Annotated in this window: 17 protein-coding genes; 7 read left to right on the top strand and 10 right to left on the bottom strand. The window is 36.9% G+C overall.

Going from position 1 to position 24,330, the window contains the following annotated elements; all coding sequences use genetic code 11:
* Positions 1-5 precede the first annotated feature (5 nt).
* A complete protein-coding gene (locus A6M14_RS11850; RefSeq protein ID WP_152875277.1) occupies positions 6-1,562 on the bottom strand; it encodes a GGDEF domain-containing protein in 1,557 nt (518 codons plus the stop codon).
* Between the two features lie 973 nt (positions 1,563-2,535).
* Between A6M14_RS11850 and omp33-36 the strand changes: the two genes are divergently transcribed.
* Positions 2,536-3,435, top strand: coding sequence for a porin Omp33-36 (omp33-36, locus tag A6M14_RS11845; RefSeq protein ID WP_338325179.1), 900 nt, complete (start codon positions 2,536-2,538; stop codon positions 3,433-3,435).
* Between the two features lie 49 nt (positions 3,436-3,484).
* Here omp33-36 and A6M14_RS11840 read toward each other — a convergent pair whose 3' ends face one another.
* From A6M14_RS11840 to A6M14_RS11830, 3 genes are all read right to left on the bottom strand, one after another.
* Entirely contained in the window at positions 3,485-5,458 is a 1,974-nt protein-coding gene (locus A6M14_RS11840; protein WP_152875274.1) for a BCCT family transporter, read from the bottom strand.
* Between the two features lie 251 nt (positions 5,459-5,709).
* Positions 5,710-7,419 carry a cation acetate symporter gene (locus A6M14_RS11835; RefSeq protein WP_152875273.1) on the bottom strand — a complete coding sequence of 570 codons (1,710 nt, stop codon included), beginning with the start codon at positions 7,417-7,419 and terminating at the stop codon, positions 5,710-5,712.
* Between the two features lies 1 nt (position 7,420).
* Complete coding sequence (locus A6M14_RS11830; protein ID WP_152875271.1) at positions 7,421-7,753, bottom strand: DUF485 domain-containing protein; 333 nt, start codon at positions 7,751-7,753, stop codon at positions 7,421-7,423.
* Between the two features lie 184 nt (positions 7,754-7,937).
* Here A6M14_RS11830 and A6M14_RS11825 point away from each other — a divergent pair, with 184 nt between their 5' ends.
* Positions 7,938-11,429 carry a hybrid sensor histidine kinase/response regulator gene (locus A6M14_RS11825; protein ID WP_152875269.1) on the top strand — a complete coding sequence of 1,164 codons (3,492 nt, stop codon included), beginning with the start codon at positions 7,938-7,940 and terminating at the stop codon, positions 11,427-11,429.
* Between the two features lie 70 nt (positions 11,430-11,499).
* On the opposite strand, the gene A6M14_RS11820 is transcribed toward A6M14_RS11825, so the two are convergent.
* Positions 11,500-12,150: a response regulator gene (locus tag A6M14_RS11820; protein WP_152875267.1), complete on the bottom strand. Its 651-nt coding sequence runs from the start codon at positions 12,148-12,150 to the stop codon at positions 11,500-11,502.
* 375 nt (positions 12,151-12,525) lie between these two features.
* On the opposite strand from A6M14_RS11820, the gene msuE reads away from it, so the two are divergent.
* The 3 genes from msuE (at position 12,526) to A6M14_RS11805 (ending at position 15,150) form a co-directional block, all read left to right on the top strand.
* Complete coding sequence (gene msuE / locus A6M14_RS11815; RefSeq protein WP_152875265.1) at positions 12,526-13,257, top strand: FMN reductase; 732 nt, start codon at positions 12,526-12,528, stop codon at positions 13,255-13,257.
* Positions 13,258-13,280: 23 nt separating this feature from the next.
* Entirely contained in the window at positions 13,281-14,390 is a 1,110-nt protein-coding gene (sfnG, locus tag A6M14_RS11810; protein WP_152875264.1) for a dimethylsulfone monooxygenase SfnG, read from the top strand.
* 145 nt (positions 14,391-14,535) lie between these two features.
* Positions 14,536-15,150, top strand: coding sequence for a riboflavin synthase subunit alpha (locus A6M14_RS11805; protein ID WP_152875262.1), 615 nt, complete (start codon positions 14,536-14,538; stop codon positions 15,148-15,150).
* A gap of 59 nt (positions 15,151-15,209) precedes the next feature.
* Here A6M14_RS11805 and A6M14_RS11800 read toward each other — a convergent pair whose 3' ends face one another.
* The 3 genes from A6M14_RS11800 to acs form a co-directional block, all read right to left on the bottom strand.
* Positions 15,210-16,523 (bottom strand): CitMHS family transporter, encoded by a 1,314-nt coding sequence (locus A6M14_RS11800; RefSeq protein WP_152875260.1) that lies wholly within the window; start codon positions 16,521-16,523, stop codon positions 15,210-15,212.
* Positions 16,524-17,002: 479 nt separating this feature from the next.
* Positions 17,003-18,181: an acyl-CoA dehydrogenase family protein gene (locus A6M14_RS11795; protein WP_152875286.1), complete on the bottom strand. Its 1,179-nt coding sequence runs from the start codon at positions 18,179-18,181 to the stop codon at positions 17,003-17,005.
* Positions 18,182-18,318: 137 nt separating this feature from the next.
* A complete protein-coding gene (gene acs, locus A6M14_RS11790) occupies positions 18,319-20,265 on the bottom strand; it encodes an acetate--CoA ligase (RefSeq protein WP_152875258.1) in 1,947 nt (648 codons plus the stop codon).
* Between the two features lie 280 nt (positions 20,266-20,545).
* On the opposite strand from acs, the gene A6M14_RS11785 reads away from it, so the two are divergent.
* Both A6M14_RS11785 and A6M14_RS11780 read left to right on the top strand, forming a co-directional pair.
* Complete coding sequence (locus A6M14_RS11785) at positions 20,546-21,133, top strand: DUF805 domain-containing protein (RefSeq protein WP_152875256.1); 588 nt, start codon at positions 20,546-20,548, stop codon at positions 21,131-21,133.
* 110 nt (positions 21,134-21,243) lie between these two features.
* Positions 21,244-22,200, top strand: coding sequence for a mechanosensitive ion channel family protein (locus A6M14_RS11780; protein WP_163121691.1), 957 nt, complete (start codon positions 21,244-21,246; stop codon positions 22,198-22,200).
* 2 nt (positions 22,201-22,202) lie between these two features.
* Here the strand turns inward: A6M14_RS11780 and A6M14_RS11775 are convergent, their stop codons facing one another.
* On the bottom strand, positions 22,203-22,913 hold the full coding sequence (locus tag A6M14_RS11775; RefSeq protein WP_152875254.1) for a 16S rRNA (uracil(1498)-N(3))-methyltransferase: 711 nt from the start codon (positions 22,911-22,913) through the stop codon (positions 22,203-22,205).
* Between the two features lie 41 nt (positions 22,914-22,954).
* Positions 22,955-24,235: a 3-deoxy-D-manno-octulosonic acid transferase gene (locus A6M14_RS11770; protein ID WP_152875253.1), complete on the bottom strand. Its 1,281-nt coding sequence runs from the start codon at positions 24,233-24,235 to the stop codon at positions 22,955-22,957.
* Positions 24,236-24,330: the final 95 nt, after the last annotated feature.

The following is a 24,330-nucleotide window of genomic DNA, read 5'->3' as shown; positions in this document are numbered from 1 at the left end:
AAATGTCAACAGACCCTAATAGAATAACGAATCTTTTCAGCAAGAATTAATACATCTTTAAAGTTTGTATTATCTACAATAATTAGAAACTCATCGCCACCATAACGAACAACCAATTCCGATGAAGTTAGATGCTCTTTCAAATTATCGGCAATAAATTTAATGACCTGATCACCAATAATATGCCCCAAATGATCATTCACAATTTTAAAATCATCAATATCAATAATAATTAAACCCGTTTGAGTCAAACGCTCAGGTCTTAGCTCCAACAAACGAATATATTCATTCAAAGCAAGACGGTTTGAAACACCCGTTAAAACATCTGTATTTGCGATATTACGTAATTGAAATTCCAAAATATCTCGTTGTTGCAACATATTTTGAAGTTTTTGAATCGATTCAAATAAAGAAACTTCCTTATCCGCCTTTTCCAAAGGAAAAGCCAAACTTTGTTTAGACTCAGAAAGTTCTAGGATTTTTTGTCTTGCTTCAATAAGAGGAACAAATACTTTCCTACGTGCATAAATCAATGTAAACAAAGCAGAGAACAATGAAACAACAGAAACTAATAGTGTAAATATAAATCCTCTAAACTCTCGTTTATAAGCTCTTTCAACTGAAGATAAACTACTTTTTAGAATATACCCCTGCAAATCAACAACGGTTACAAACTTATCCACCATTACCTTCGTTAATTCTGTTCCTTTAAGTGAATAAGGCTTGTTTTGTCGACTTTCTTGAATTAAACCAGCAACAACAGGTATACCTTTATTAATAAACTCTCTTTGAACTTTTTTATGTAATTCTAAATATTCAACAGTGCGTTGCTCAGAAGGCTGTAAGGTATTAATTAAATCCCATAAATAATCGACTTGATACTGCGTTTGTAAAGAATGTGAAATATTCTCTTCAGAAATTGGCTGCCCATAAGTAACAGATGCCATAATTGTTGATGCGACTCGACCTGCTTGATCTCTTAAATCTGCTAATAGAAGTACTAAAGTATAATTATCTGAAATATTTGATGTTCTACCAACCGAATGATAAACAATTCTTTTTAATACATCATGTGTAGAATCCCAAGCAACGAACATTTTCTTAATAGCTTGATCAAGTTGCTCAGCGTCTCTTTGTGAAACTGGCGTAGCAATATATTCATCTACTGCATTACGTCCATTTTCAAGATTTTTAATTAAATTGACATACAACCATTCTGCTTGCTTTGTAAAACCATGACTATTTAATACATAAATCGTTTTTCCTATTTGTTGATCAACCTTATTTCTATATTGTTTGAGCTCTTTTAAGTTTTCTCCAAGTTCTTCTGGAGAACTTGACATAGCTTTATTCGCAGGTGCACGCTCTTTCGAAATATTATTTGCCAATTCAGCAATATCTTGTAAAACCAAAATTTCAGACAGTGCAAGTTCTGATTTTTTATAATTTAAATAACTATTTACAGTTAATGGGACAGAAATAATTAGCAAGGATGAAATAATAATGCTCATCGACCAAAAAAGTTTATGCCGAATATGCTCGGAACGTAATTTTTGATTCATATGAGCCTATCCCCAGTACATAAAGGTCAAACATTTCGACCATAGAATTTCATGCATATATAATATACAGATGTATGCAAGAAACATATATTAATTAACCCTAAAATTTCGATGCTAAAACTTATAAATTACATTTAAACTTTCAACGACAATAAATACAGCCCATATATTTACTACAGTACCAACTTCCACATAAACTCATAAAAAGACGATATTTTTAACAAATAATATAAAAAATATATTCACATCATTTACACATGCATCAAATGGGTGCATAATGCACCTCATTAGGGCAAGTTAATAAATTCCTCAGCAGATTTATGAATTTACCCGCAATTTTTGGCGATAAAGAAACCGGTTTTCATTGAAAACTGGTTTTTTTATGTCTTTTTTTTCTTAAATATATTTTTTTATATCAATTTATGCACCATATTGACGCATATTAATTGGAGATAAAAAAAAGCCCAACCTTGGGGAAAGCTGGGCAGATAAAATAAAACTGGTGGAGAATTAACTTAATTAATCACAATAAATTTCATGTATTTATTGAAAATAAATCCGACTAAAGAAGTTGGACTTACCTCATGATTATTAAATATAATATATGATATGTAAAGTTTATTCTGACTATTTTGTACTATTTTTAAACAAATGAAATTTCATTTTTAAAATTTATTTCCCCAATTTCAAACAAGGCAATTAATTGATATTTTAATTATTATTTGATATTTAATCTAATATTTCAATAATTAAAAACATGACAACTATTTCTTTCTGCTCTTAATTATCAATTAGCTCTTTGTTATGCTGAATGTTTTTAGGTTGACAACAAAATAACCAAATGCTTATTTTTCAAACAAAGAAATTATAGTGCAATTGCTCAAACCAATTATGATGCTTAACTTGATTGACATCATAAATTGTTACAATATAATGCAAACCGCTTATCCCTTTTTTAATAAAACTGGTAACTATCATGAAAAAACTCGGTTTAGCCACTGCATTATTATTAGCAATGACCGGTGCTCAAGCGTACCAATTCGAAGTTCAAGGTCAATCAGAGTTCATCGACAACACTGCTAACCACAACGACTTTACTGGCGCTGTTCAAGGTACTTACTACTTAAACAATGTTGACTCTTCTAAAGGTCCTTTAGCTGAAGCTGCATTTTTAAACCAAGTTTCTAACGTTTCTGTAGCTTATAACTACGGCGAAAACAAACAAGCTGGCGAACGTACAGTTAACCATACTTACGGCGTTAAAGCTGAAGCTTACATTCCTACTAAATTAGTTCCTGCTTATGCAAGCGCTTCTTACAACCACACTATCTCTGATAGCAAAACTGGTGGTGTTGACGACAATGGCGACCGCTATGCATTAGAATTTGGTGCTTTAGTTGCGCCTAATTTCTTAGTTGCTGTTGGTTATACAAGCGTTGCTGACCAAGTTTCTTATGACGCTTTCAACATCCTTTCAAATGGTGTTGCTAAAGCTGCTATCGAATCAAAAACAATTGCTGAAGATCAAGATGCAATTACTGCACGTACTAAATACGTAGGTGCAATCGATGGTACTAACATGTCTATCGGTTTTGATGCTGGCTTAGTTTATGGCGAAGATTCTGCTTATAACTTAGGCACTACGCTTTACCTTAACAACAAATTAAGCGTTGGCGTTTCTTACATGGAATCTAGCTACGATTTCTCTCCAAGCAACGCTTGGGGTGCTAACGTAAACTACTTCGTTACTCCTGCTGTATCTGTAGGCGCAAGCTATGTAAATGCTAACTTCAAAGCTAAAGATGCTAACAAAGAGCAAACTCTTGATTTAGACACTCAAACTGTTGGCTTAAATGCTAAATTCCGTTTCTAAGTTAAATTAGATTCTGAATAAAAAAAAGGACGCTTATGCGTCCTTTTTTTTATGGTTGATCGGTTCGTACTAAACTTAAAAAATGCAAGTGTCGTTCATACTGATCAATAATATCCTGAATTAAATCTTCAACCGTCCAATCCATAACATCATAGTTTTGCCCACCTTCTCTTAGAAAAACTTCTGCTTGATAGTTTTGGCTATCTTCAGCTTTCGGTTCCGCCATAAAGCTTGGTGTAGATGTTTCACGCGAAATTACTTGGTAAACAAAATTGATTTCATCATGATGGTTAACACGTAACTGTAATCCATCTTCTACATCTTTGATGCTGATATCTAATTTACGGCGCTTAAGTTCTTTTTGAACACTCAAAAAGGCTTTTTTCACAACGTCTTCAATATAGCTTTGTACTTCTTGCTGTGTATGCGGATAATGCATAATAAGACCTAGTCGTTGTTGCCAACTTCGCGGGTTTTGAATAGCTCTTGGGGTAATTCGAGCAGCTTGTAAAGCTTGCATCTTGGTCGCATCTAAACGCAAAGCTTTGACCAAGCCCCAACAAATAAACAGCATAATAAAAGTGAATGGTAATGCACTTAACATGGTTGCAGATTGCAATGCACCTAAACCACCATTTAACAGCAATACAATTGCTAAGAAAGCCATGAGTACTGTCCAAAATAGCCGTTGCCATGTTGGGGAGTTTTCAGATTTTGCAGTTAAATAATCGGTGACTAATGCACCTGAATCTGCTGAAGTCACAAAAAATAGCATCACCAAGAACGTTGCAACTAAACTCATTACGCCTGAAAAAGGTAATGTATTTAAAAATTCAAATAAGGCAACTGATGAATCTTGCTGAACAGCACTTACAAGCGTTGTATTGGCTTCATTTAAAATGCTATTAAGTGCAGCATTTCCCATGAATCCCATCCAAATTAAAGTAAAACCTGTAGGAATAAAAAGCACCCCTACAATAAATTCACGAATAGTGCGCCCTTTTGAAACACGGGCAATAAACATCCCTACAAATGGTGACCATGAAATCCACCACGCCCAATACATAATGGTCCAACCGCCAATCCATCCATTAGATTGATATGCATAAAGATTGAAAGTCATTGTAAAAAGATTGGAGACGTATTGTCCTGCATTTTGAATGGTCGTTTGCAGTAAATAAATACTTGAGCTTGCAAAGAAAACAAAGAGTAAAAGTACTAAAGCTAAAACGAGATTTAATTCAGAAAGTCTTTTTATTCCTTTATCTAAGCCTAAAAAAACCGATAAAGATGCCATGATACTAACCACGATAATCAAAATTACTTGTGTGGTAGAAGATTGCTCTATACCAAATAAATAATTAAGACCTGAGTTAATTTGTGTAACACCAAAACCCAAAGTTGTCGCTACACCAAAAACTGTACCAATAGTGGCAAAGGTATCTACAGCATCGCCCAATGGTCCATAAATTCTTTTGCCAATGAGTGGATATAAAGCAGAACGTATTTTTAGGGGTAAATTATGTCGATAAGCAAAATATGCAAGAGATAAACCAACAATGGTATAAATTGCCCAAGCATGTAAGCCCCAATGGAAAAAAGTGACTTGCATTGCTTGTTGTGCCGCTTCAATGGTTTTTGCATCTCCTGTTGGCGGTGACACATAATGCATAACAGGTTCTGCGACACCAAAGAACATCAAGCCAATACCCATACCTGCTGTAAATAACATCGCAAACCATGAACGATTGCTATATGCAGGCTGACTATGTTCTAAACCAAGCTTGATTTTGCCCATGTCTGATATTGCAATATAAACCAGTAATATCAAAAAAATGGCAACAGATAGTACGTAAAACCAGCTAAAAGAATCTGTTACCCATTGATTCAAATACTTTGTCACTAAACCAAATGAGCTTGGTGCAAGCAAAACAACCATTAAAAATAGACCAATGATTGTCACCGTACTCACAAATACATTTGGATTTATATTGGAATACCATGCTAATTTCTTGGAAGGCATATTTCCCCCATATTAATTATTAATGTAAACAGACAGACCTCACGGTCAAAGAGACATCTACGTGATGTAGATAAAATGCGTGCTTCAATAAATAAAGCAGAACCCAAGAATAAATTAATGTTTAAAATAAATCTGTTAGACAACTGTTCCTTTATTGTTAACACATTTTTTATACATATAAAAAATTATGAATATTAATTTGTAGACAATAAAAAACCCCTTTCGGGGCTTTTTATTTTGGCAATGTCATCTTAATGATCAGATGCGCCAGAGATACCTACACCCGTCTGTGAACGTACAAACTGTGCATCGAAAGCTTTACGCTCAGCTTGCGCTTGTGCTGAGTTATCAGTCACAGAGAATAACCAACAGCAGAAGAAGGCTAATGGCATTGCAAAAATTGCAGGACCATTGAATGGGTTTATTGGTGTTTCAGAAATACCCAATGTATCTACCCAAACTGCTTTAGATAAGATAATGAGCGTTACTGCTAATACTAGACCAACTACGCCACCCATAACGGCACCACGTGTAGTTAAACCTTTCCAGTACATTGAAAGCACAAGAACTGGGAAGTTTGCACATGCGGCTACAGAGAATGCTAAACCAACCATGAATGCTACGTTTTGCTTTTCAAACACAATACCTAAAATCATTGCGAAAATTGCTAAACCTAAAGTCGCAATTTTTGACATACGAAGTTCAGATTCAGGTGTTGTTTGACCTTTTTTGAATACGTTTGCATATAAGTCATGTGAAATTGCAGATGCACCTGACAAAGTCAAACCAGCCACAACCGCAAGAATTGTTGCGAATGCTACTGCTGAAATGAAGCCCATGAACAAGTCACCGCCTAATGCATCAGACAAATGAACCGCAGCCATGTTGTTACCACCAACAAGTTCTAACTTGCCAGTAACAGCCATTTTAGCCACATCAAGGAATTGCGGGTTATTCGATACATAAAGAATCGCACCGAAACCAATGATGAATGTTAAAAGGTAGAAGTAACCAATAAAGCCTGTTGCAACCACAACCGATTTACGAGCTTCTTTTGCATCTTTCACTGTGAAGAAACGCATAAGAATGTGTGGAAGACCTGCTGTACCAAACATCAATGCAAGACCTAAAGAAATTGCGTCAATTGGGTTAGATGCTAACTTACCAGGTCCCATGATTGCACCCGCTTGTTCAAGCGTAACATCATGTACTTTAGAATAAACTTGGATCGATTGTGAGAACATTTCAGTGAAGCTAAAACCAACACCTTTCATTACCATAAATGCCATGAAAGTCGCACCTGAAAGCAACATCACCGCTTTAATGATTTGCACCCAAGTTGTTGCCAACATACCACCAAAAATCACGTATGCCATCATGAGTAAACCCACAATTACAACGGCAATGTTATAGTTCAAACCGAATAATAGTTTGATCAGCTGACCTGCACCTACCATCTGCGCGATTAAGTAGAATGCAACAACAACCAATGAGCTAATTGCAGCTAAAGTACGAACTGGTTTTTCTGCTAAACGGAAAGACACAACATCAGATAAGTTAAACTTACCTAAGTTACGTAAACGTTCTGCAACTAAGAATAGTACAATTGGCCAACCGACCATGAAACCAAGCGAGTAAAGTAAACCATCAAAACCTGACATGAACACCATGGCAGAAATACCAAGGAATGATGCCGCAGACATGTAGTCACCAGCAATTGCCAAACCATTTTGGAAGCCTGAAATACCACCGCCTGCTGTATAGAAGTCATTGGTATTTGTTGTTTGCTTCGCAGCCCACTTGGTAATAAATAATGTTGCACCTACAAAAATCACAAACATGATAATTGCATGCCAGTTTGTCGCTTGCTGTTCAGCTGCACCTAAATCTGGGCCTGCAAATGCCATTCCTGACATAAGAGCCGTAGATGCGACAAGTGCTTTAAGTGAATTCCATTTCATCTTAATTTTGTCCTTTCTCATGAGCAATTGCTTCAACTTCACGAATTGCATCTTCGTTTAATTTATCTAACTTATTGTTGGCGATATATGAATAAACGCCGCACAATAAAAAAGACAGAACAATAATACTTAAACCTAGAGGCATCCCCCAAGTGGTTACACCACCAGAGATTGAACTTAGAAGAAATTCTTTGTTATAACCAACTAAAAGCATGAAACCAACATAAACAAAAAGCATAATGGCTGTTAAAGTCCAACTTAATGTACTTTTTTTACTGACCATTTCCTTGAATTTTGGATTTTGTAGAATACGTTCTACCTGTTTATCATCCATTAAACTAACTCCTTTAAATGCCCGACCTTGGACACAACATTTTTAATTCGAATTTTCACTATTCACGGTATCAATGTTAATACTTCTTGTAATTTAGACTTTGGTCGCTAAAAAATGAGCAATTTAAACTGACAAGTTCATCTATAGAGTATGATTAGCTTATAGATTTTTTGCTGTGGGCAATATGAATAGCTGGCTAATTATTGGGGTGCTTGCCCTTTATATCGCATTACTTTTTATTTGTGCATTTTTCGGTGAAAAACATGCAAGCCGCCTCAGTACGCGTGGTCGCATGTTCTTATTCAGTCTCACTTTAGGTGTTTATTGTTCATCTTGGACATTCTATGGCGCAACAGGTGCAGCCGTCCGTGAAGGTATTCTTTTCCTTCCTATTTACTTGGGTCCCTTACTTTTTGTTGCTTTAGGCTATGACATTTGGCGACGTTTAGGACGAGTCAGACAGCACCATGCTATTTCATCTATTGCCGATTTTATTGCAGCCCGTTATGGCAAAACAGGCGCACTTGCATCCTTAGTCACCATTCTTGCCGTCATTGCAATTATTCCCTATTTAGCCTTACAGCTTCGCGCTATTGCATTGAGTGCAGCCGTCATTTTAGAACCCGCAGCAGGTATTGCGAGCACAACCAATAGTGTACTTTTCCTGACCAGCATTCTTGCTATTTTGGCGATGATTTTTGGTACGCGACAAATTGCCAACACAGAACAACATGGCGGTCTCATGCTTGCTGTGGCGTTTGAATCCTTTGTGAAATTATTTGCCTTACTTGCTGTTGCCTGTTTTTTTATTTTCGATTCGCCTGAAAATATTCATCAAATTTCTAGTGATGTTTCAAGTACCTTTAATGAAGTAAAAATGTATGGTGTTCCAGACACTTTCTGGGTTCAAACTTTATTGGCAGGCTTGGCAATTATTTGTTTACCTCGCCAATTTCACGTTGCTGTTGTTGAACTTCGAGATGAGCAACATATTCGAGGTGCAAGACGCTGGTTTGCGGTTTATTTAATTTTAACAACTATTGCCATTGTTCCTATTGCAAGTTGGGCAATGCATGCAGCACCTAATTATTTAGCTATTCCAGATATTGCTGTTTTATCTTTACCTTTAAGTTACAACCAAGATTGGCTCACTCTACTCGCATTTTTAGGTGGTTTTTCTGCCTCTACAGGCATGTTACTAGTTTCTTCTGTTGCATTATCAATCATGCTCAGTAATGACTTAATCATGCCTGCATTGTGGCGGTTCAATATCTTTTCTCGCCATGATAAACGTCTACCATTAGTCCTAAAATTTACCCGTCGAGTTTGCATTTTAGTGGTAATGCTTCTTGGCTTTTTATTCTTCCATTTCTTTAATGATATTGACCAACTTTCAGTATTTGGTTTATTAGCATTTAGTGCTGTTGCACAATTTGCACCTGCGCTGATTGGTGGTCTTTATTGGCGTGGTGGCAGTAAACAAGGGGTTTATGCAGGATTAATTACTGGCTTTGTTGTATGGGCATATACATTATTATTGCCTACAATTTTAAAGAGCCTCCCAGAAAATTATCTTGATTTTTCTCACTATTTCTTAAATTTAGGTCCTGCAGGAATTCATTGGTTACGCCCTGAAGCACTTTTAGGTTTTCAATCTTTAGCACCACTTACACATGGCGTATTTTGGTCTTTAGGCTTAAATATCATTTTATATATTTGGGTTTCGCGAATTTTTCGACCTAGTGTTGCAGAGCAAATTCAAGCCGAGAGTTTCTTTTACTATGAAACCAAACCACTTCCCTCTCAAAATACAAATAACGAAACAAGTTTCTCTTATCAAGACGTTGCTCGTTTAAAAGTTCGGGACTTAATTACTTTAGCAAAACGCATTACAGGTGAAGAACCAACCATTAAAGCATTTGAGCAATTCTGCATACTCAACAATGTGGAATTAAATGAAAATAGTAGTGCCAATGGTATGTGGTGGCGCTTCACTGAACAGTATTTGGCAGGAACGATTGGCGCAGCATCTGCACGTACATTGCTTACAACAGCAATGGTGAATAATGGTTTAGCTTTAGGCCAAGTTGCCAATATTCTAGACCAAGCATCGCAGTGGCAGCGTTTTAATCAAAACCTGATTATGACGATGATCGATCACATGACCCAAGGTGTAAGTGTGGTCGATGCCAACATGTGCTTAGTTGCATGGAATAATCAATATTTAAAACTCTTCGATTATCCAAGAGATATTGTTTATGTCGGTTGTCCAATTTCAGACTTAATTCGATATAACGCAGAACGTGGAGAATGTGGTCCAGGTTCTGTTGAAGAGCACGTTCGTAAGCGAATGCATTGGATGCGTGTAGGTAGCGCACATGAATTTGAACGCATCCGTAAAGATGGTCGCGTTATTCAAATGCGTGGTAACCCGATTGAAGGTGGTGGTTTCGTTACAACCTTTGCCGATATTACCGCTTTCCGTGAAAATGAAGCCGTTTTGGAAGGTCGCGTTAAAGATCGTACGCAACAATTGGCGAATGCACTTACGGAACAACAACTTGCCCGTGAACAAGCAGACAAAGCCAATATGTCGAAAAGTCGATTTATTGCTGCTGCAAGTCATGATTTATTACAGCCAATGCATGCTGCTCGTTTATTTAGTACTGCTTTAGAACAAAGCGTTCAGTGTGATGATGATCGACAAACACTACAACAGCTTGATCGTGCCTTACATGGTGCAGAAAGCATGCTCTCTGCTTTACTGGATATTGCTCGTTTAGAAGGTGGATCTATTCAACCAAAACGTCAATCTTACCCATTACATGATTTATTAAGCGATTTAAAACTTCAATTCAAATCGATTGCAGCACAACGAAATATCAAACTAAGTGTCCATGATGCACAATTTTGGATTGATACCGATCCACAATGGATTCGACGTATTATTCAAAACTTTGTCAGCAATGCTCTACGTTATACGGCTAAAGGTCGTGTTGTTGTTGGTATTCTGCGCTCGGCTGAAAAACCAAATCATATTCGTATTGGTGTTTGGGATACAGGCCCCGGCATTGCAGAAGAACAACGCATTAAACTTTTCCAAGAGTTCGAGCGATGTGGTCACACCTCCCCTTGGGGCGAACAAGGTTTAGGTTTAGGGCTTGCCATTGTTCAACGTATGACGGGGCTGCTAAATTACCCTGTGCATGTCTATTCAACGTATGGGAAAGGCTCATGTTTTATAATTGAAGTGCCTATTGTTGAGGCACCTAAAGTTATCGCAACTCCTGCGCAAGCCATTCCTTTAAAATCTAAAGCTTACAAAATTTTGTGCTTAGATAATGATGAAACTATTTTAGAAGGTATGAATACTTTACTGACTAAATGGGGCTATCAAGTTTTTAAAGCGACTGAGCCTGAGCAAGCAGCAGAAATTATTCAGCGTGAAAACATTCAAGTTTGGTTGGTCGATCAACATCTAAACAATAACAAACTTGGCTTAGATTTTATTTTGAAACATCGCCCAGAAAATACACCTGTTGCGCTGATTACAGCAGATTCAGACCCTGAACTTCCACAAAGACTAAAAGAGTTAAATGTTATTTTACTCAAGAAACCATTGAAACCTGCATCATTACGTTCATGGTTATCTGGCTTAAAAATTAGTAGCTCTTAAAATCAGAGCATAAAAAAGACCTCTTCATGAGGTCTTTTTTATATATCTTAGATAAGCATCTGAAAGACTATTAGATATTTTTTTCTTCAATATTTAACGCATTAATTGCCAATACCGCCTGTGTTCGGTTTTGTACACCTAACTTACGGAAAATAGCCGTTACATGCGCTTTAATTGTTGCTTCAGAAACATCTAGCTCATAAGCAATTTGCTTATTCAGTAAGCCTTCAGCAACCATCATTAACACACGGAATTGTTGCGGAGTTAATGATTGAATACGTTCTGCTAATGCAGTTTCATCTGCCGCACGAGGGTCGAAACTTAAATTTGCAGGTAAGTTTGCAGGCAACCAAATTTCGCCTTCTAATACCTGACGAATCGCCTCACCAATATTACTTGGGTGTGCCGACTTAGGAATATAGCCCATTGCGCCATGTGCGATTGCACGTTGGATAATAGATACATCTTCGTGTGCAGATACCACAATAATTGGAAGCGATGGATATTGCGCGCGAACATGAACCAATGCAGAAAAACCTGAAGCACCAGGTAAGTTTAAATCGAGTAAAACAAGATCTGGTTCAGGACCTTTTTCCAAGCGCTCATAAAGTTCATTAACAGCAGCTGTTTCATGAATTTGAGCTTGCGGTAAACTATAACGAACAGCTTGAATTAAAGCATGACGAAATAATGGGTGATCATCAACGATTAAAATATTCATAAGTCACGAGAGAGATCTTGTGCGCGGTAAGTCTATTCTAACCACACATCGATATATATGGATATGCAAAAAAGCTATATTTTGCATTTAATTATTCAATTTTTAGGGGATTTTTAACTTTTTTTATCATTTTCTTGTTTTTGACTTAATAAATCTATTTTTCATATAAATTTTATCAAAACTAATAAATAGCTTATCAACATTAAATATAATTTTATTTTTCATGCATTTATTTAATCTTTTATAAAAGAATATAAATACCATTCGCCATATATAAAAATCAGATAACTTATCTTTATTTGTTTATTTTACAGGAATAAGCACTTGTTGATTAATAGAGCTATTCAAAGATATATAGATTTTTAGGTTTCCCCCATGTCAAATGTTAATCAACAAAAACCACTGAATATCGTTGCTGTTTCTGGCGGCTTAAACAATCCATCTAAAACTGAAGCTTTGGTTCAAGCCATTTTAAATGAGCTTGGTGAAGCAACTCCTATTAATGTACATTTCATCAAATTCAGTGAAATTGGTCCTCTTTTAGGTGGTGCAATTTACCGTAATCAACTTCCTCAACGTATTCAAGATGATTTAGCTGCTGTCGAAGCGGCCGATGCGCTCATTGTAGGTACACCCGTTTACCGTGCATCTTTCACAGGTTTATTTAAACATTTCTTTGACTTTGTTGAACAAACTGCACTTGTAGATGTTCCTGTATTACTTGCTGCTTCTGGCGGTAGTGATCGTCATGCTTTAGTCCTTGAGCATCAATTACGTCCTTTATTTAGCTTCTTCCAAGCACAAACTTTACCTATTGGCGTGTACGCAACTGATCGTGATTTCACACCTGAATACACCATTCACAGTGAATTCCTGATTGACCGTATTACGCTTGCTGTTGCTCGTGCATTGCCAATTCTTGAATGGGCGCCTGCAAAAGGTCAACGTGCCGAAGTGGTGAAAGAGAAAACGCAATTAGCAAACCAAAACCTTGGTATTAACAAACAAATTGAACAAGAAGAAGTCCTTCCATCTGCGGCAGTTCCTAGCTTAGATGCAGCTGAGTCACGCTTACATGCGAAAACGCCTAAAACTCAGGTTGCATAAAATAAATACACTGGAGAAGAACCATGACACAGTTAAAAAATGAAGCAATCAAATTTGCCTATTGGGTTCCAAATGTAAGTGGCGGTTTAGTTGTAAGCAACATTAAACAACGTACCGATTGGAGCTATGACTACAATGTCAAACTTGCTCAAACAGCGGAAAAAAGCGGTTTTGAATATGCATTAACTCAAATTCGTTTTACAGCTGGCTACAATGCAGAACATCAACATGAATCTGTGAGCTTCAGTCATGGCATCTTAGCTAAAACAGAAAAACTAAAAGTGATTGCGGCTATTTTGCCAGGTCCTTGGAAACCTGCCCTTGCCGCAAAACAATTAGCAACCATCGATCATTTAACCAATGGCCGTATTGCCATTAATGTCGTGAGTGGTTGGTTCCGTGGTGAGTTCGATGCGATTGGTGAAGAATGGCCTGAACATGATCAACGTTATGCCCGCTCGGAAGAATTTATTCGCGCTTTAAAAGGTGTTTGGACGCAAAATAACTTTAGTTTTGATGGTAAGTTTTATCAATTTAAAGATTACACACTTTCTCCAAAACCTGTTCAAAAACCGCATATTGAAATTTTCCAAGGAGGTAGTTCTCGTGCAGCACGTGATATGGCATCTCGCGTATCTGACTGGTACTTCACTAACGGAAATACACCCGAAGAACTGAAAAAACAAATTGATGATATTCGTGAAAAAGCTAAGGCGAATAATCATGAAGTTAAAGTCGGTGTAAATGCGTTCATTATTGCACGTGATACTGAAGAAGAAGCGAAAGCTGTGCTTCAAGAAATTATTGATGGTGCAAATGTAGAAGCAGTCAAAGCCTTTGGTGATGCAACCAAAGAAGCTGGGGCGGCAACAACTGAAGGTGAAGGCAACTGGGCAAAATCTACTTTTGAAGATTTAGTTCAATATAACGATGGTTTCCGTACAAATTTAATTGGTACACCTCAACAAATTGCTGAACGTATTGTTGAATTGAAATCTGTGGGTGTCGATTTAGTTCTTTCAGGCTTCTTACATTTCATTGAAGAAGTTGAATACTTTGGCGAAAAAGTTCTGCCTTTGGTACGTGAACTTGAAGAAGCACAAAAGAATCAAATTACAGCAAAATCTGCGTAATTTTGAGATAACAATTAAATAGAATTCTAATGTTCCAAATTTCCCTCAAGACTCGGCTTGGGGGATTTTTTTTAACGAATAAGCATAGTTTGCCCATTCAATCGGCTTTACAATATTTAAGATTGGCAAATAAGAAGATGTAAATATGTACACAGGTATTGTTCAAGGTTTAGAAAAGGTTCTTGACGTTCGTCAAGGTGGCGGTTTTACAACCATTATTATTTCAAATACAAATAACTTTTTCCAAGATGTTTTTATTGGTGCAAGTGTCGCAATTAATGGTGTTTGCCTCACAGCAACACACATCGACTTAGACAAAAATACGGTTCATTTTGATATTTCAAACTTAACCAATCAGCTCACAACATTAAAGTTTCTTGAAGCCGGTGCAGAAGTAAATATTGAACGCTCTGCCAAAGTGGGTACAGAAAATGGTGGTCATAATTTATATGGTCATATTGAAGGTACAGCTACAATCGTGAATTTAATTCGTACAGGTGAAACCTTACATTTAGATATTGAAATTCCTGAAGCTAATATCAAATATTTCTTCTTAAAAGGTTTTATTGGATTAAATGGATGTAGCTTAACAGTGAACCGTGTAGATCGAGATACACAACAAATCTCTGTCGATTTAATTCCTGAAACTTTACGTTTAACCACATGGAAAGATGTAAAAATTGGCGATCACGTGAATTATGAAATTGATCAAATGACACGAACACTTGTCGATACATTAGAAAATATTCATCGACGTTAAAAAATAAAGGCTACTTCATTTGAAGTAGCCTTTATTTATGAATTGGATGTTACTTTAAATTAGAATGAATACAATCCAAAAGCATAACCAACAGCCAATAAGAACCAGCTAAATAACCACAACCATCCAAATGAGTAACGTAAATGCCTACCCATTTCAGTACCTGCTAGTCCCATTGCTAGCCACGTTGCAGGTGAAAATGGACTAACAAACGTGCCCACATTGTTGCCAATTGCCATGGCATAGACCACTGAATTAGGTGCAACACCTGAAGTTGCTGTCACCTCTTGTACAATAGGCAATAGAGCAAAGTAATAGGCATCGGTACTTGTGAAAATATCCATTGGCACACCAAGAATACCCACAAAAATGTGTAACCCACCCACCCATGCAGATGGTAAAACTTGAATTAAATCGACAGCAATTGATTTCAACATGCCCGATTCAGTCATAATACCCAAGAACGCCCCTGCCGAAAAAATAATGGCAATCATAGTTAAAGCTTGCGGTGCATGACGACTAATGGCCTGCATACGTTCTTTAGGATTTGGAAAGTTAATAAACAATACCAAAGACAGCGCTATCATAAAAACATAAGGTGCTGAAAATAAGCCAAATGCTAAACAGATAATTGCAGATACAATCAACCCAATATTTAACCAAAAGTTTTTTGGCTTAATAATTTCATGTGCATTATCTTCAAAATCACTTATTGTACAGTCTTGTTCAAATGGTGTTGTTCCCATTAAGTGTGCAGCAGCAATTCGACGTTTTTCACGTAAACCCATAATCACAGCAACACCAACCATGGCAAGAATACCAATGACTTGCACAGGAATAATACTTTGCCACAACAGTGATGCATCAACACCTGTAACCGCCGAAGCACGACCTAATGGACCACCCCAAGGCACCATGTTCATAACACCCATACTACCTGCCATCAGCAATAGCATTAAATATGGACTCATTCCTAATTTACGATACAACGGTAATAGTGCAGGAATAATAATTAAGAATGTTGCAGCACCTGAACCATCTAAATGCACAACAGCAGCAATTAAAGTCGTGACAATTGCAACAACAATGACATTACCTCGAGTTAATGCCACCATTTTTTTAATGAGTGGATCAAACACATGCAGTTCTTTTAAAACGCTAAAGAACAAAATAGCAAAGAGGAACATCACCGCAACTTTGGTGACTTTGGTAATACCAGATTCAAAGAATGTTGAAACTTCTGAGGGTGTAAATCCTGCGATAAAAGCACCAATTAATGGAATAATTGACATCGCTAAAATAGGATTCACTTTGCCTGTTAAAAGCAGGGCAACAATAGTAATAATAATTAAAACGCCAATTAACGTTAGCATTTAACACTCCTTCTGATACGCTTTTTGGCATAAAAACGCTAAGACGATTCCTGTCTTAAATTGACTCTTTACACGATTTTTGGAATTAAAATTCAAATCATGAGGATCGCAAAAATTTGTTTTTGAATATTGATTCAAAACTGAACCCAAAATTCTTGTTGATAATCTATATGTTAATAAATCTAAAAAATATAATGTATTTATGATGTTCTCGTTGCATTTTTGAAACCAAAATCAACGATTTAATTTTTTATTGATTAGTCTTACTTATAAAAACTCACTTTTATAAAATTAGGGTTAAAAATTTAACAATAGATAAAACACATGAATAACGTATTTCTTATTTTTCTCATTTAAAACATGATTAAGACAAATAAGTCATGATTACCACCAGTAAATCCTTTTTAAATAGATGTAATAGTTATCTAAAAAGCTGAGCTAAAACCATAAAATAAGCCCCCAAAAGGAGGCTTAACTTTTTAAGAATAAAAACTTGGATCTGGCACTTTTCCTGTGAGTACCCACTCCCCAATTTCTTGGTATTTATAATCAACAGGATCATGCAACGTTTGCGTACGTACATTACGCCAAAAACGATCTAAATTGAGTTTCGCTGTTGTTGCTCTTGCACCCATCACTTGGAAAATATTTTGTGTGATATATAACGAAGTATTGGTTGTAGCAATTTTTGCTGTAGCTATAGCAATTGAAACTTCACCGCGCTGTTCAGCCGTTAGTTTTTCGCCAACATCCCAAGCCTGTTGAAGCGTTTCAATGGCTTTATTCGCAAGTAAACGTATACCTTCAAGTTGCACATAAAACTCAGCAAAATGCTTTTGCGTAAATGGATCATTCACCGCATTTTCAGCTAAAGATTTTGACCATGCTTTTTGACTTTGCACCGTTTGTTTTGCTGTTTCGAAAGCACCTTCCGCCACACCTAAAAACATATGCACAAAAATAAGCTGAGCAATAAGCGGTCTTAAACTTGAATATGGCGTACTTAAAGGTCCAGGATTTAAAAGCAATTCATCTTCGTGAATTTTCACTTGTTCAAAATGGCTTGTTCCGCTGTCCGTTTGGCGTTGTCCCATATTATTCCAATCACCTAAGAAGCTCACGCCTTCACGTGCCGTTGGAATAACGCCTATCAATAATTTCCCATCTTCGTTATAACCCGAACAAAGCAAGATATCTGAATCTATAGAGCCTGAGCAGAAGCTTTTATCACCCTGAAATAGATATTCTTTTTCTGATGTTTTTGTTGCTGTAGTTCGTCGATCTAAAGGGTTTAATGTATTTCCCCAGAATAGATTATTTTTCGCTGTTTGTTTGAACCATTTTCCATATTGTTCAGGTTGAGAAAACAACTGTACCGTCGCAATAAGTAAATGATGAAAACCATACACATGAGCCAATGAGCTATCAACTTGCGCAAGTGTTTGAATGGTTTTAAATATAGTTTTCCAGTCTGCTCCACGCCCACCCGATTCATTTGGAATAGATAATCCTAAAAGACCACTTTGACGAATTAAATCGCGTTCAGTTTTAGGATTTCCCCCTTTCTTATCTCGCTCTGCTGCTGTTTCTGCAAAAGTTTTTGCGAGTTGTTGTGCAATTTTTAAAGGTTCAAATTGAATAGGAGATGAAGCATTCATAATATTGTCAGCATTTTTCATAACTTTTTTAGCTTAACAGACCTTCAGTTTTTGCTTTATCTCAATGCATGAAGACCTTATCTATAAAACAAAAATACCGCTAGAATTTCTAACGGTATTTGCATATAAACAACAAATTACGAATGTTGCGATTTCACTTCAATAATTAACTGATCCACCACTTGCGGATCTGCCAAAGTTGAAGTATCACCTAATGAATCAAGCTCATTTGCTGCAATTTTTCTTAGAATACGGCGCATAATTTTCCCCGAACGTGTTTTAGGTAAAGCGGGTGCCCAGTAAATTGCGTCAGGTGTTGCAACAGGTCCAAGAACTTTACGCACCCATAAAACAAGTTCTTTTCGTAAATCTTCCGACTCAGGCGTATCTGCTTGTAATGTTACATACGCTGCAATTCCTTGCCCTTTAATGTCATGTGGCATGCCCACAACAGCAGCTTCTGCAACATGTTCATGCGCAACCAAGGCACTTTCAATTTCTGCTGTTCCTAAACGATGCCCTGATACATTCAGTACATCATCTACACGACCTGTAATCCAGTAATAACCGTCTTTGTCACGACGTGCGCCATCTCCTGTGAAATATGCTCCCGGATAAGTAGAAAAATAAGCTTCGATAAAGCGTTCAGGATCTCCCCAAATGGTTCGCATTTGTCCTGGCCAAGAATCTTGAATCACCAAGTTACCTTCTGCTTCTCCTGAAAGTTCGATACCTTCAGCATCTACAATGGCCGGTTTTACCCCAAAGAATGGTCGTGTCGCAGAACCCGGTTTTAAATCTGTTGCGCCCGGTAATGGCGTAATCATGAAACCACCTGTTTCTGTTTGCCACCACGTATCTACAATTGGGCAACGACTTTCACCCACTACGCTGTAGTACCAATTCCACGCTTCAGGATTAATTGGCTCACCCACCGAACCCAATAAACGTAAACTACTACGGTCACTTTCTCGTACAAATGCATCTCCCTCACGCATCATGGCGCGAATAGCAGTGGGCGCTGTATAAAGAATCGTGACATTGTGTTTATCGACAATATGACCTGTTCGTGCCCATGTCGGATATTGAGGAATACCCTCAAACATGACGGTGGTTGTACCATTGGAAAGTGGCCCATAAAGTACGTATGAATGTCCCGTAATCCAACCAACATCTGCTGTACACCAAAATACATCATCTTGTTTTAGGTCAAAAACTTCACGGAAGGTACAGTTTACATAAGTTAAATATCCACCCGTGGTATGAAGTACGCCTTTGGGTTTGCCTGTCGAACCCGATGTATAAAGAATAAAAAGTGGATCTTCTGCATTCATCGGTTCAGGTGGACAAACTTCATTGACCGTCATAATTTCTGCGTGATACCACAAATCACGACCATCCCTCATCTCAATTGGGTTACCTGTTCGATGTACCACAATCACATTTTGAACCGATTCTGTACCTGCAATATTAAGCGCCGCATCAACATTTTCTTTTAGTGGGATGGGTTTACCACCACGCATACCTGAATCTGCGGTAATCACCACTTTTGCTTGGCTATCTTCAATGCGGCTTGCCAGTGAATCTGGTGAAAAGCCACCAAATACCACACAATGCACTGCACCAATACGCGCGCAAGCCAACATCGCAATGGCAGCTTCAGACACCATTGGCATATACAACACCACACGATCACCTTTTTTCACGCCATGCTTCTTCAATACATTGGCAAAACGACAGGTTTCATCATGCAATTCTGCAAAAGAAATAATTTTATGACGTGATGGATGATCACCTTCCCAAATAATGGCAGGCTTGTAAGGATGTTCTTTTAAATGACGATCTAAACAGTTTGCGCTCAGGTTTAATTGACCATCTGCAAACCATTCAATTTTAAAATTATCTGGGGAAAAACTTGTATCTTTCACTTTGGTAAAAGGCTTAATCCAGTCTAATTTTTTCGCTTGCTCTGCCCAAAATTCTTCTGGATGATCAATAGATTTTTGATAGCGTTCAAAATATTCCGCCTCATTTGTACGCGCAGTTTTTTTAAATCCTTCTGTTACAGGATACAATTCTTTCATTTTCTACTTCCTTGATATTTTTACATTTCATCTCGAAATGTTATGCCCGTTATTCAATTTTTATTTCTGCATACCGTCAGTATTACGGTTATTTTTCAAACAACTCAATGATGCTTTGGTCGTATAATATTTCTACAACTCTCTTGATCAAATTACAATTTAAATGAATTGAGTTTTGTATTTTTCTATCTGATCTGTTTAATTCACTTTATAATTCACGCAGATATTCAGATGATCAATGATCTAAATATTGCCTCTTCTTTATGACTTGGGTAAATCCATGAATCCAAACCAATCATCCAACTTCTTTTCACGCCAACAAACGCAAGCTCAACCACCAGACAATCCTCTGTCTTTAAGCGGTCGTTTTGGACGTTTAAGTTATATCGCTTGGTACGGGTTTCTAAATTTAATTGCATTTTTTGCAGTAATTGCACTAAGCCTAACTTTAGGCATTTTCAATTTAAGTACGCAATCTTTAGATTCACACTTTATTGATACCTTAACAGGACTAGGTGGATTAGGCTTTCTCATCATTTCGATTTTATATATTTATTTTAATATTGTGATTCAAATACGTCGCTTCCATGACATGAATCATTCAGGTTGGTTAATATTGTTATTGATCTTGCCACTGGTGAATCTCTTTGTATTTTTCTATTTACTGTTAGGTTCAGGTACACAAGGTCCGAATCAATACGGTCCTCAACGCATAAGTGCTGTTTGGGAAAAGATTTTAGCGTGGCTCATGATTATTGTGACTATTTTGTCTGTATTGGGAACAGGGAGTATCGTGTCTTACATGATGGGTTCAGGGCAATTAGAAACACCAACTGAAATCCTTGAAAAAAGTACGGATTATTTTTAAACAAATGCTCTAACTTTTTGACAAAACAATACATGCAGTAAAAATTTAGTTATTAAATATTATATAAATTTAAGGCAAAATAGAGCCAATTTGAATCAATTGGAAAGCCTGTGCCTGGACAACAAACCACCTTGAGCGAAGTCACTCAAGGTACAACGGATCTTTTGCACGAAGCAACAGAAAAAACTGCTCAAACTGTCATTGCACATACTGCTAAATATAATGATGCCTACTCAACCATCGATAAGTTTATGGATGGTTTTTGGGAACGCCTACCTTATATTTGTATCGCTTTAATTGTTTTTAGCATTTTCTATTTGTTGTCCAAAGTATTTAAATTTTTTGTACGTAAAGCCCTTTCAGATCGTTCATACACAAAACAAAATTTAGTCCTAGTTTTAAACCGTGTTGGTAGTTCAGCTATTATTTTCATTGGTTTCTTGATTGCAATGGTCATTGCCATTCCTGGCTTTACGCCTGGACAGCTCATGAGTGCCTTAGGGGTTGGTTCTGTTGCAATCGGTTTTGCATTCAAAGACATCTTCCAGAACTTATTGTCAGGTATTCTTATTTTACTTGGCGAACCGTTTAAAATTGGCGATGACATTATTGTTTCAGGTATGGAAGGTACGGTTGAAGATATTCAAATTCGTGCAACTTTCTTACGCTCACCAGATGGTCGTCGAATCGTTATTCCGAACGCAACGGTTTATACCAGTGCAGTTACTGTAAATACAGCTTATACACGTCGTCGTTGTGAATTTATTGTTGGCATTGGCTATGAGGACGATATTCAAAAAGCACGTGAAATTATTTTAAATATATTAGACCGTGATACGTCTATTTTAAGCCAACCAGGCTTCAGTGTGAATGTCTCTTCACTTGCAGACTTCTCAATTAACTTAACTGTTCGTTGGTGGGTAAATACCACGGAAACAACAATTGCAAACTCAATTAGTCATGTTCAAGAACATATTATTGATGGTTTTGCTCAACATGACATCAACATTCCATACCCTATTCAGGAAGTGAAAGTGCATCGTGGTGCATCTGTAATCCCTGAATAAGCTTATGAACTAAACAGTCTACCTAAAACATAAGGAATTACTGTTTCAGTTCGAATAATTCGGTTGCCTAAGCTTACTGCTTGGCAGCCGTTTTTTATGAGTAAATCAATCTCATAAGGAATAAAACCACCCTCGGGACCAATCACAATCGTACATCGTTGTGAAATAGCCGATGGCATTTTATCTTCCACATAAGGATGTGCCACAAATGCAGGACATTCATCTGAAATAAGTGTAGGTAAAATATCTTCCACAAAAGGTTTAAAACGCTTATAGATTTCTATTTTTGGTGCAATGGTATCGCCTGCTTGTTCTAATCCTAAAGCAATATAATGATCAAGCTGTTGTAAAAATGGCGTTTGCCAATAACTTTTATCTACACGATAACTATGCAATAAAATGATTTTTTCAACACCTAAAGTCACACTATCCATAATTAAACGTCGTAAAACTTTTGGACGTGGCATTGCAACAATTAAGGTGACAGCTAATTTTTCCGGAACCGTTTCTTCATGTAATGGTTTAATCGAAATTGAATTTTCAGAGATCTCTACAATTTCAGTGAGGTAACGCTTTCCTTGAAGAATACCAACTTTTAAGGTATCTCCAATTTTCACTTCCAAATGCGTATGAAGATGCTCAAGCTGACGTTTTGATGTAATTTTCCAAACATCTGCTTGCGTTTGTCGCTCATCGACTAAAACTATATTCATAAAATCTTAAAACTAAAATAGGAGATATAAGTGGGCAACATTTATAAATATTGATCGATGGCTTGAATATGCTTTTCTAATGAACCCTTATTCTTTTGCATAATCTGTTCAGCATTTAAATTCAGTTGTTCAACCAATGCAGAATCGAAAGTCAATTGCACCAAATCTTGAGCTGCTTCTTCAGCCGTTGTCGCAATTTTAATGGCCGATGCTTCAATGAATTCATCGACAATGCTTTGAAAATTAAAATAGTTTTTACCTAAAACTGTCGGAACATTCAAAGCAAGAGGTTCTAAAATATTGTGACCACCACCCGGTTCATTCAAAGAGCCACCCACAAAACAAGCTTGACTCATGGCATACCAAAGCCACATTTCACCCATGCTATCTGCTAAATATACTTGCGTATCTGCTTGGATGCTTTCACCTAAACTACGACGCTGTGTGTTTAATCCTAAACTTTGACTTGCCTCAAATACTTCATCGAAACGTTCAGGGTGGCGTGGCACAACAATGCATAAAAGTTCAGGATATTGCGCTAAAAATGGTTTTAAAGCCGCTAAAATATTGGTTTCTTCAGGCGCATGTGTACTTGCAATGGTGATAATTCTACGTGAATCTAATTGCCAATCTTGTTTTAAGTTTGCAGCCTTTTCAATAAAAGAAATAGGCGCAGTAATATCAAATTTAATACTACCTACAACCTGACTATGTTCAGTATTTGCACCCAAAGCAATAAATCGATCTAAAGATGCTTGATCTTGCGCTAATAACTGATTTAAACCACTTAACATTGGCTTGGTTAAGCTTGGAACTTTTCCATAACCTTTAGCCGATTTTTCTGAAAGACGTGCATTAATTAAAATACATGGCACATTAAATTCATGTGCTTGATCCATTAAATTTGGCCATAATTCAGTTTCAACCAAAGCCAATAATTTAGGTTGATACAACTGAAAAAACTCTTCAATTAAATATTTTTGATCGGCAGGTAAATACACCGCCTGAAATAAATCTAAATAAGGTGCTTTTAAAAATAATGATTTTGCACGTGCCTGACCTGTTTTCGTGGTGTTGGTCACCAATACAGGATGACCCTTTTTAAGATAATGCTCAATGAGTGGCTGTGCTGCATTGGTTTCACCAACGGATACCACATGAAACCAAATGGCATCTAAATTTTTAGGATTTTGAAAAGGACCAAAACGCTCTAGCAACTCCTGTTGTAATTGTTCAGTACTATCTGCACGCTTTTTAATTTTCCATTTATAGACTGGTTTTAAAAGTGAAAGTGCTGCGTTATACCAAAATGGAGTAGCCAAATGTATCGCCTTAAAAGAGGGTTAACTTAAAATATAACAGAGCCACATTCACTTGTTAATCAATGTGGCTCTTTAGAATTACTTTATTATGTAAA

The organism is Acinetobacter portensis (assembly GCF_009372215.1).
In the GTDB taxonomy this organism is placed as follows: Bacteria; Pseudomonadota; Gammaproteobacteria; order Pseudomonadales; family Moraxellaceae; genus Acinetobacter; species Acinetobacter portensis.
The sequence above is the reverse complement of the archived record's forward strand: the minus strand, read 5'-3'. Positions and strand labels throughout refer to the sequence as shown.

Excerpts from the sequence above, each read along its gene's own strand:
- A6M14_RS11820 (WP_152875267.1), bottom strand. The coding sequence starts at position 12,150 with ATGAATATTTTAATCGTTGATGATCACCCATTATTTCGTCATGCTTTA.
- A6M14_RS11805 (WP_152875262.1), top strand. The coding sequence starts at position 14,536 with ATGTACACAGGTATTGTTCAAGGTTTAGAAAAGGTTCTTGACGTTCGT.
- A6M14_RS11775 (WP_152875254.1), bottom strand. The coding sequence starts at position 22,913 with ATGAATATAGTTTTAGTCGATGAGCGACAAACGCAAGCAGATGTTTGG.
- A6M14_RS11800 (WP_152875260.1), bottom strand. The coding sequence starts at position 16,523 with ATGCTAACGTTAATTGGCGTTTTAATTATTATTACTATTGTTGCCCTG.
- acs (WP_152875258.1), bottom strand. The coding sequence starts at position 20,265 with ATGAAAGAATTGTATCCTGTAACAGAAGGATTTAAAAAAACTGCGCGT.
- A6M14_RS11795 (WP_152875286.1), bottom strand. The coding sequence starts at position 18,181 with ATGAATGCTTCATCTCCTATTCAATTTGAACCTTTAAAAATTGCACAA.
- A6M14_RS11840 (WP_152875274.1), bottom strand. The coding sequence starts at position 5,458 with ATGCCTTCCAAGAAATTAGCATGGTATTCCAATATAAATCCAAATGTA.
- A6M14_RS11850 (WP_152875277.1), bottom strand. The coding sequence starts at position 1,562 with ATGAATCAAAAATTACGTTCCGAGCATATTCGGCATAAACTTTTTTGG.
- msuE (WP_152875265.1), top strand. The coding sequence starts at position 12,526 with ATGTCAAATGTTAATCAACAAAAACCACTGAATATCGTTGCTGTTTCT.
- A6M14_RS11830 (WP_152875271.1), bottom strand. The coding sequence starts at position 7,753 with ATGGATGATAAACAGGTAGAACGTATTCTACAAAATCCAAAATTCAAG.
- sfnG (WP_152875264.1), top strand. The coding sequence starts at position 13,281 with ATGACACAGTTAAAAAATGAAGCAATCAAATTTGCCTATTGGGTTCCA.
- A6M14_RS11825 (WP_152875269.1), top strand. The coding sequence starts at position 7,938 with ATGAATAGCTGGCTAATTATTGGGGTGCTTGCCCTTTATATCGCATTA.
- A6M14_RS11785 (WP_152875256.1), top strand. The coding sequence starts at position 20,546 with ATGAATCCAAACCAATCATCCAACTTCTTTTCACGCCAACAAACGCAA.
- A6M14_RS11835 (WP_152875273.1), bottom strand. The coding sequence starts at position 7,419 with ATGAAATGGAATTCACTTAAAGCACTTGTCGCATCTACGGCTCTTATG.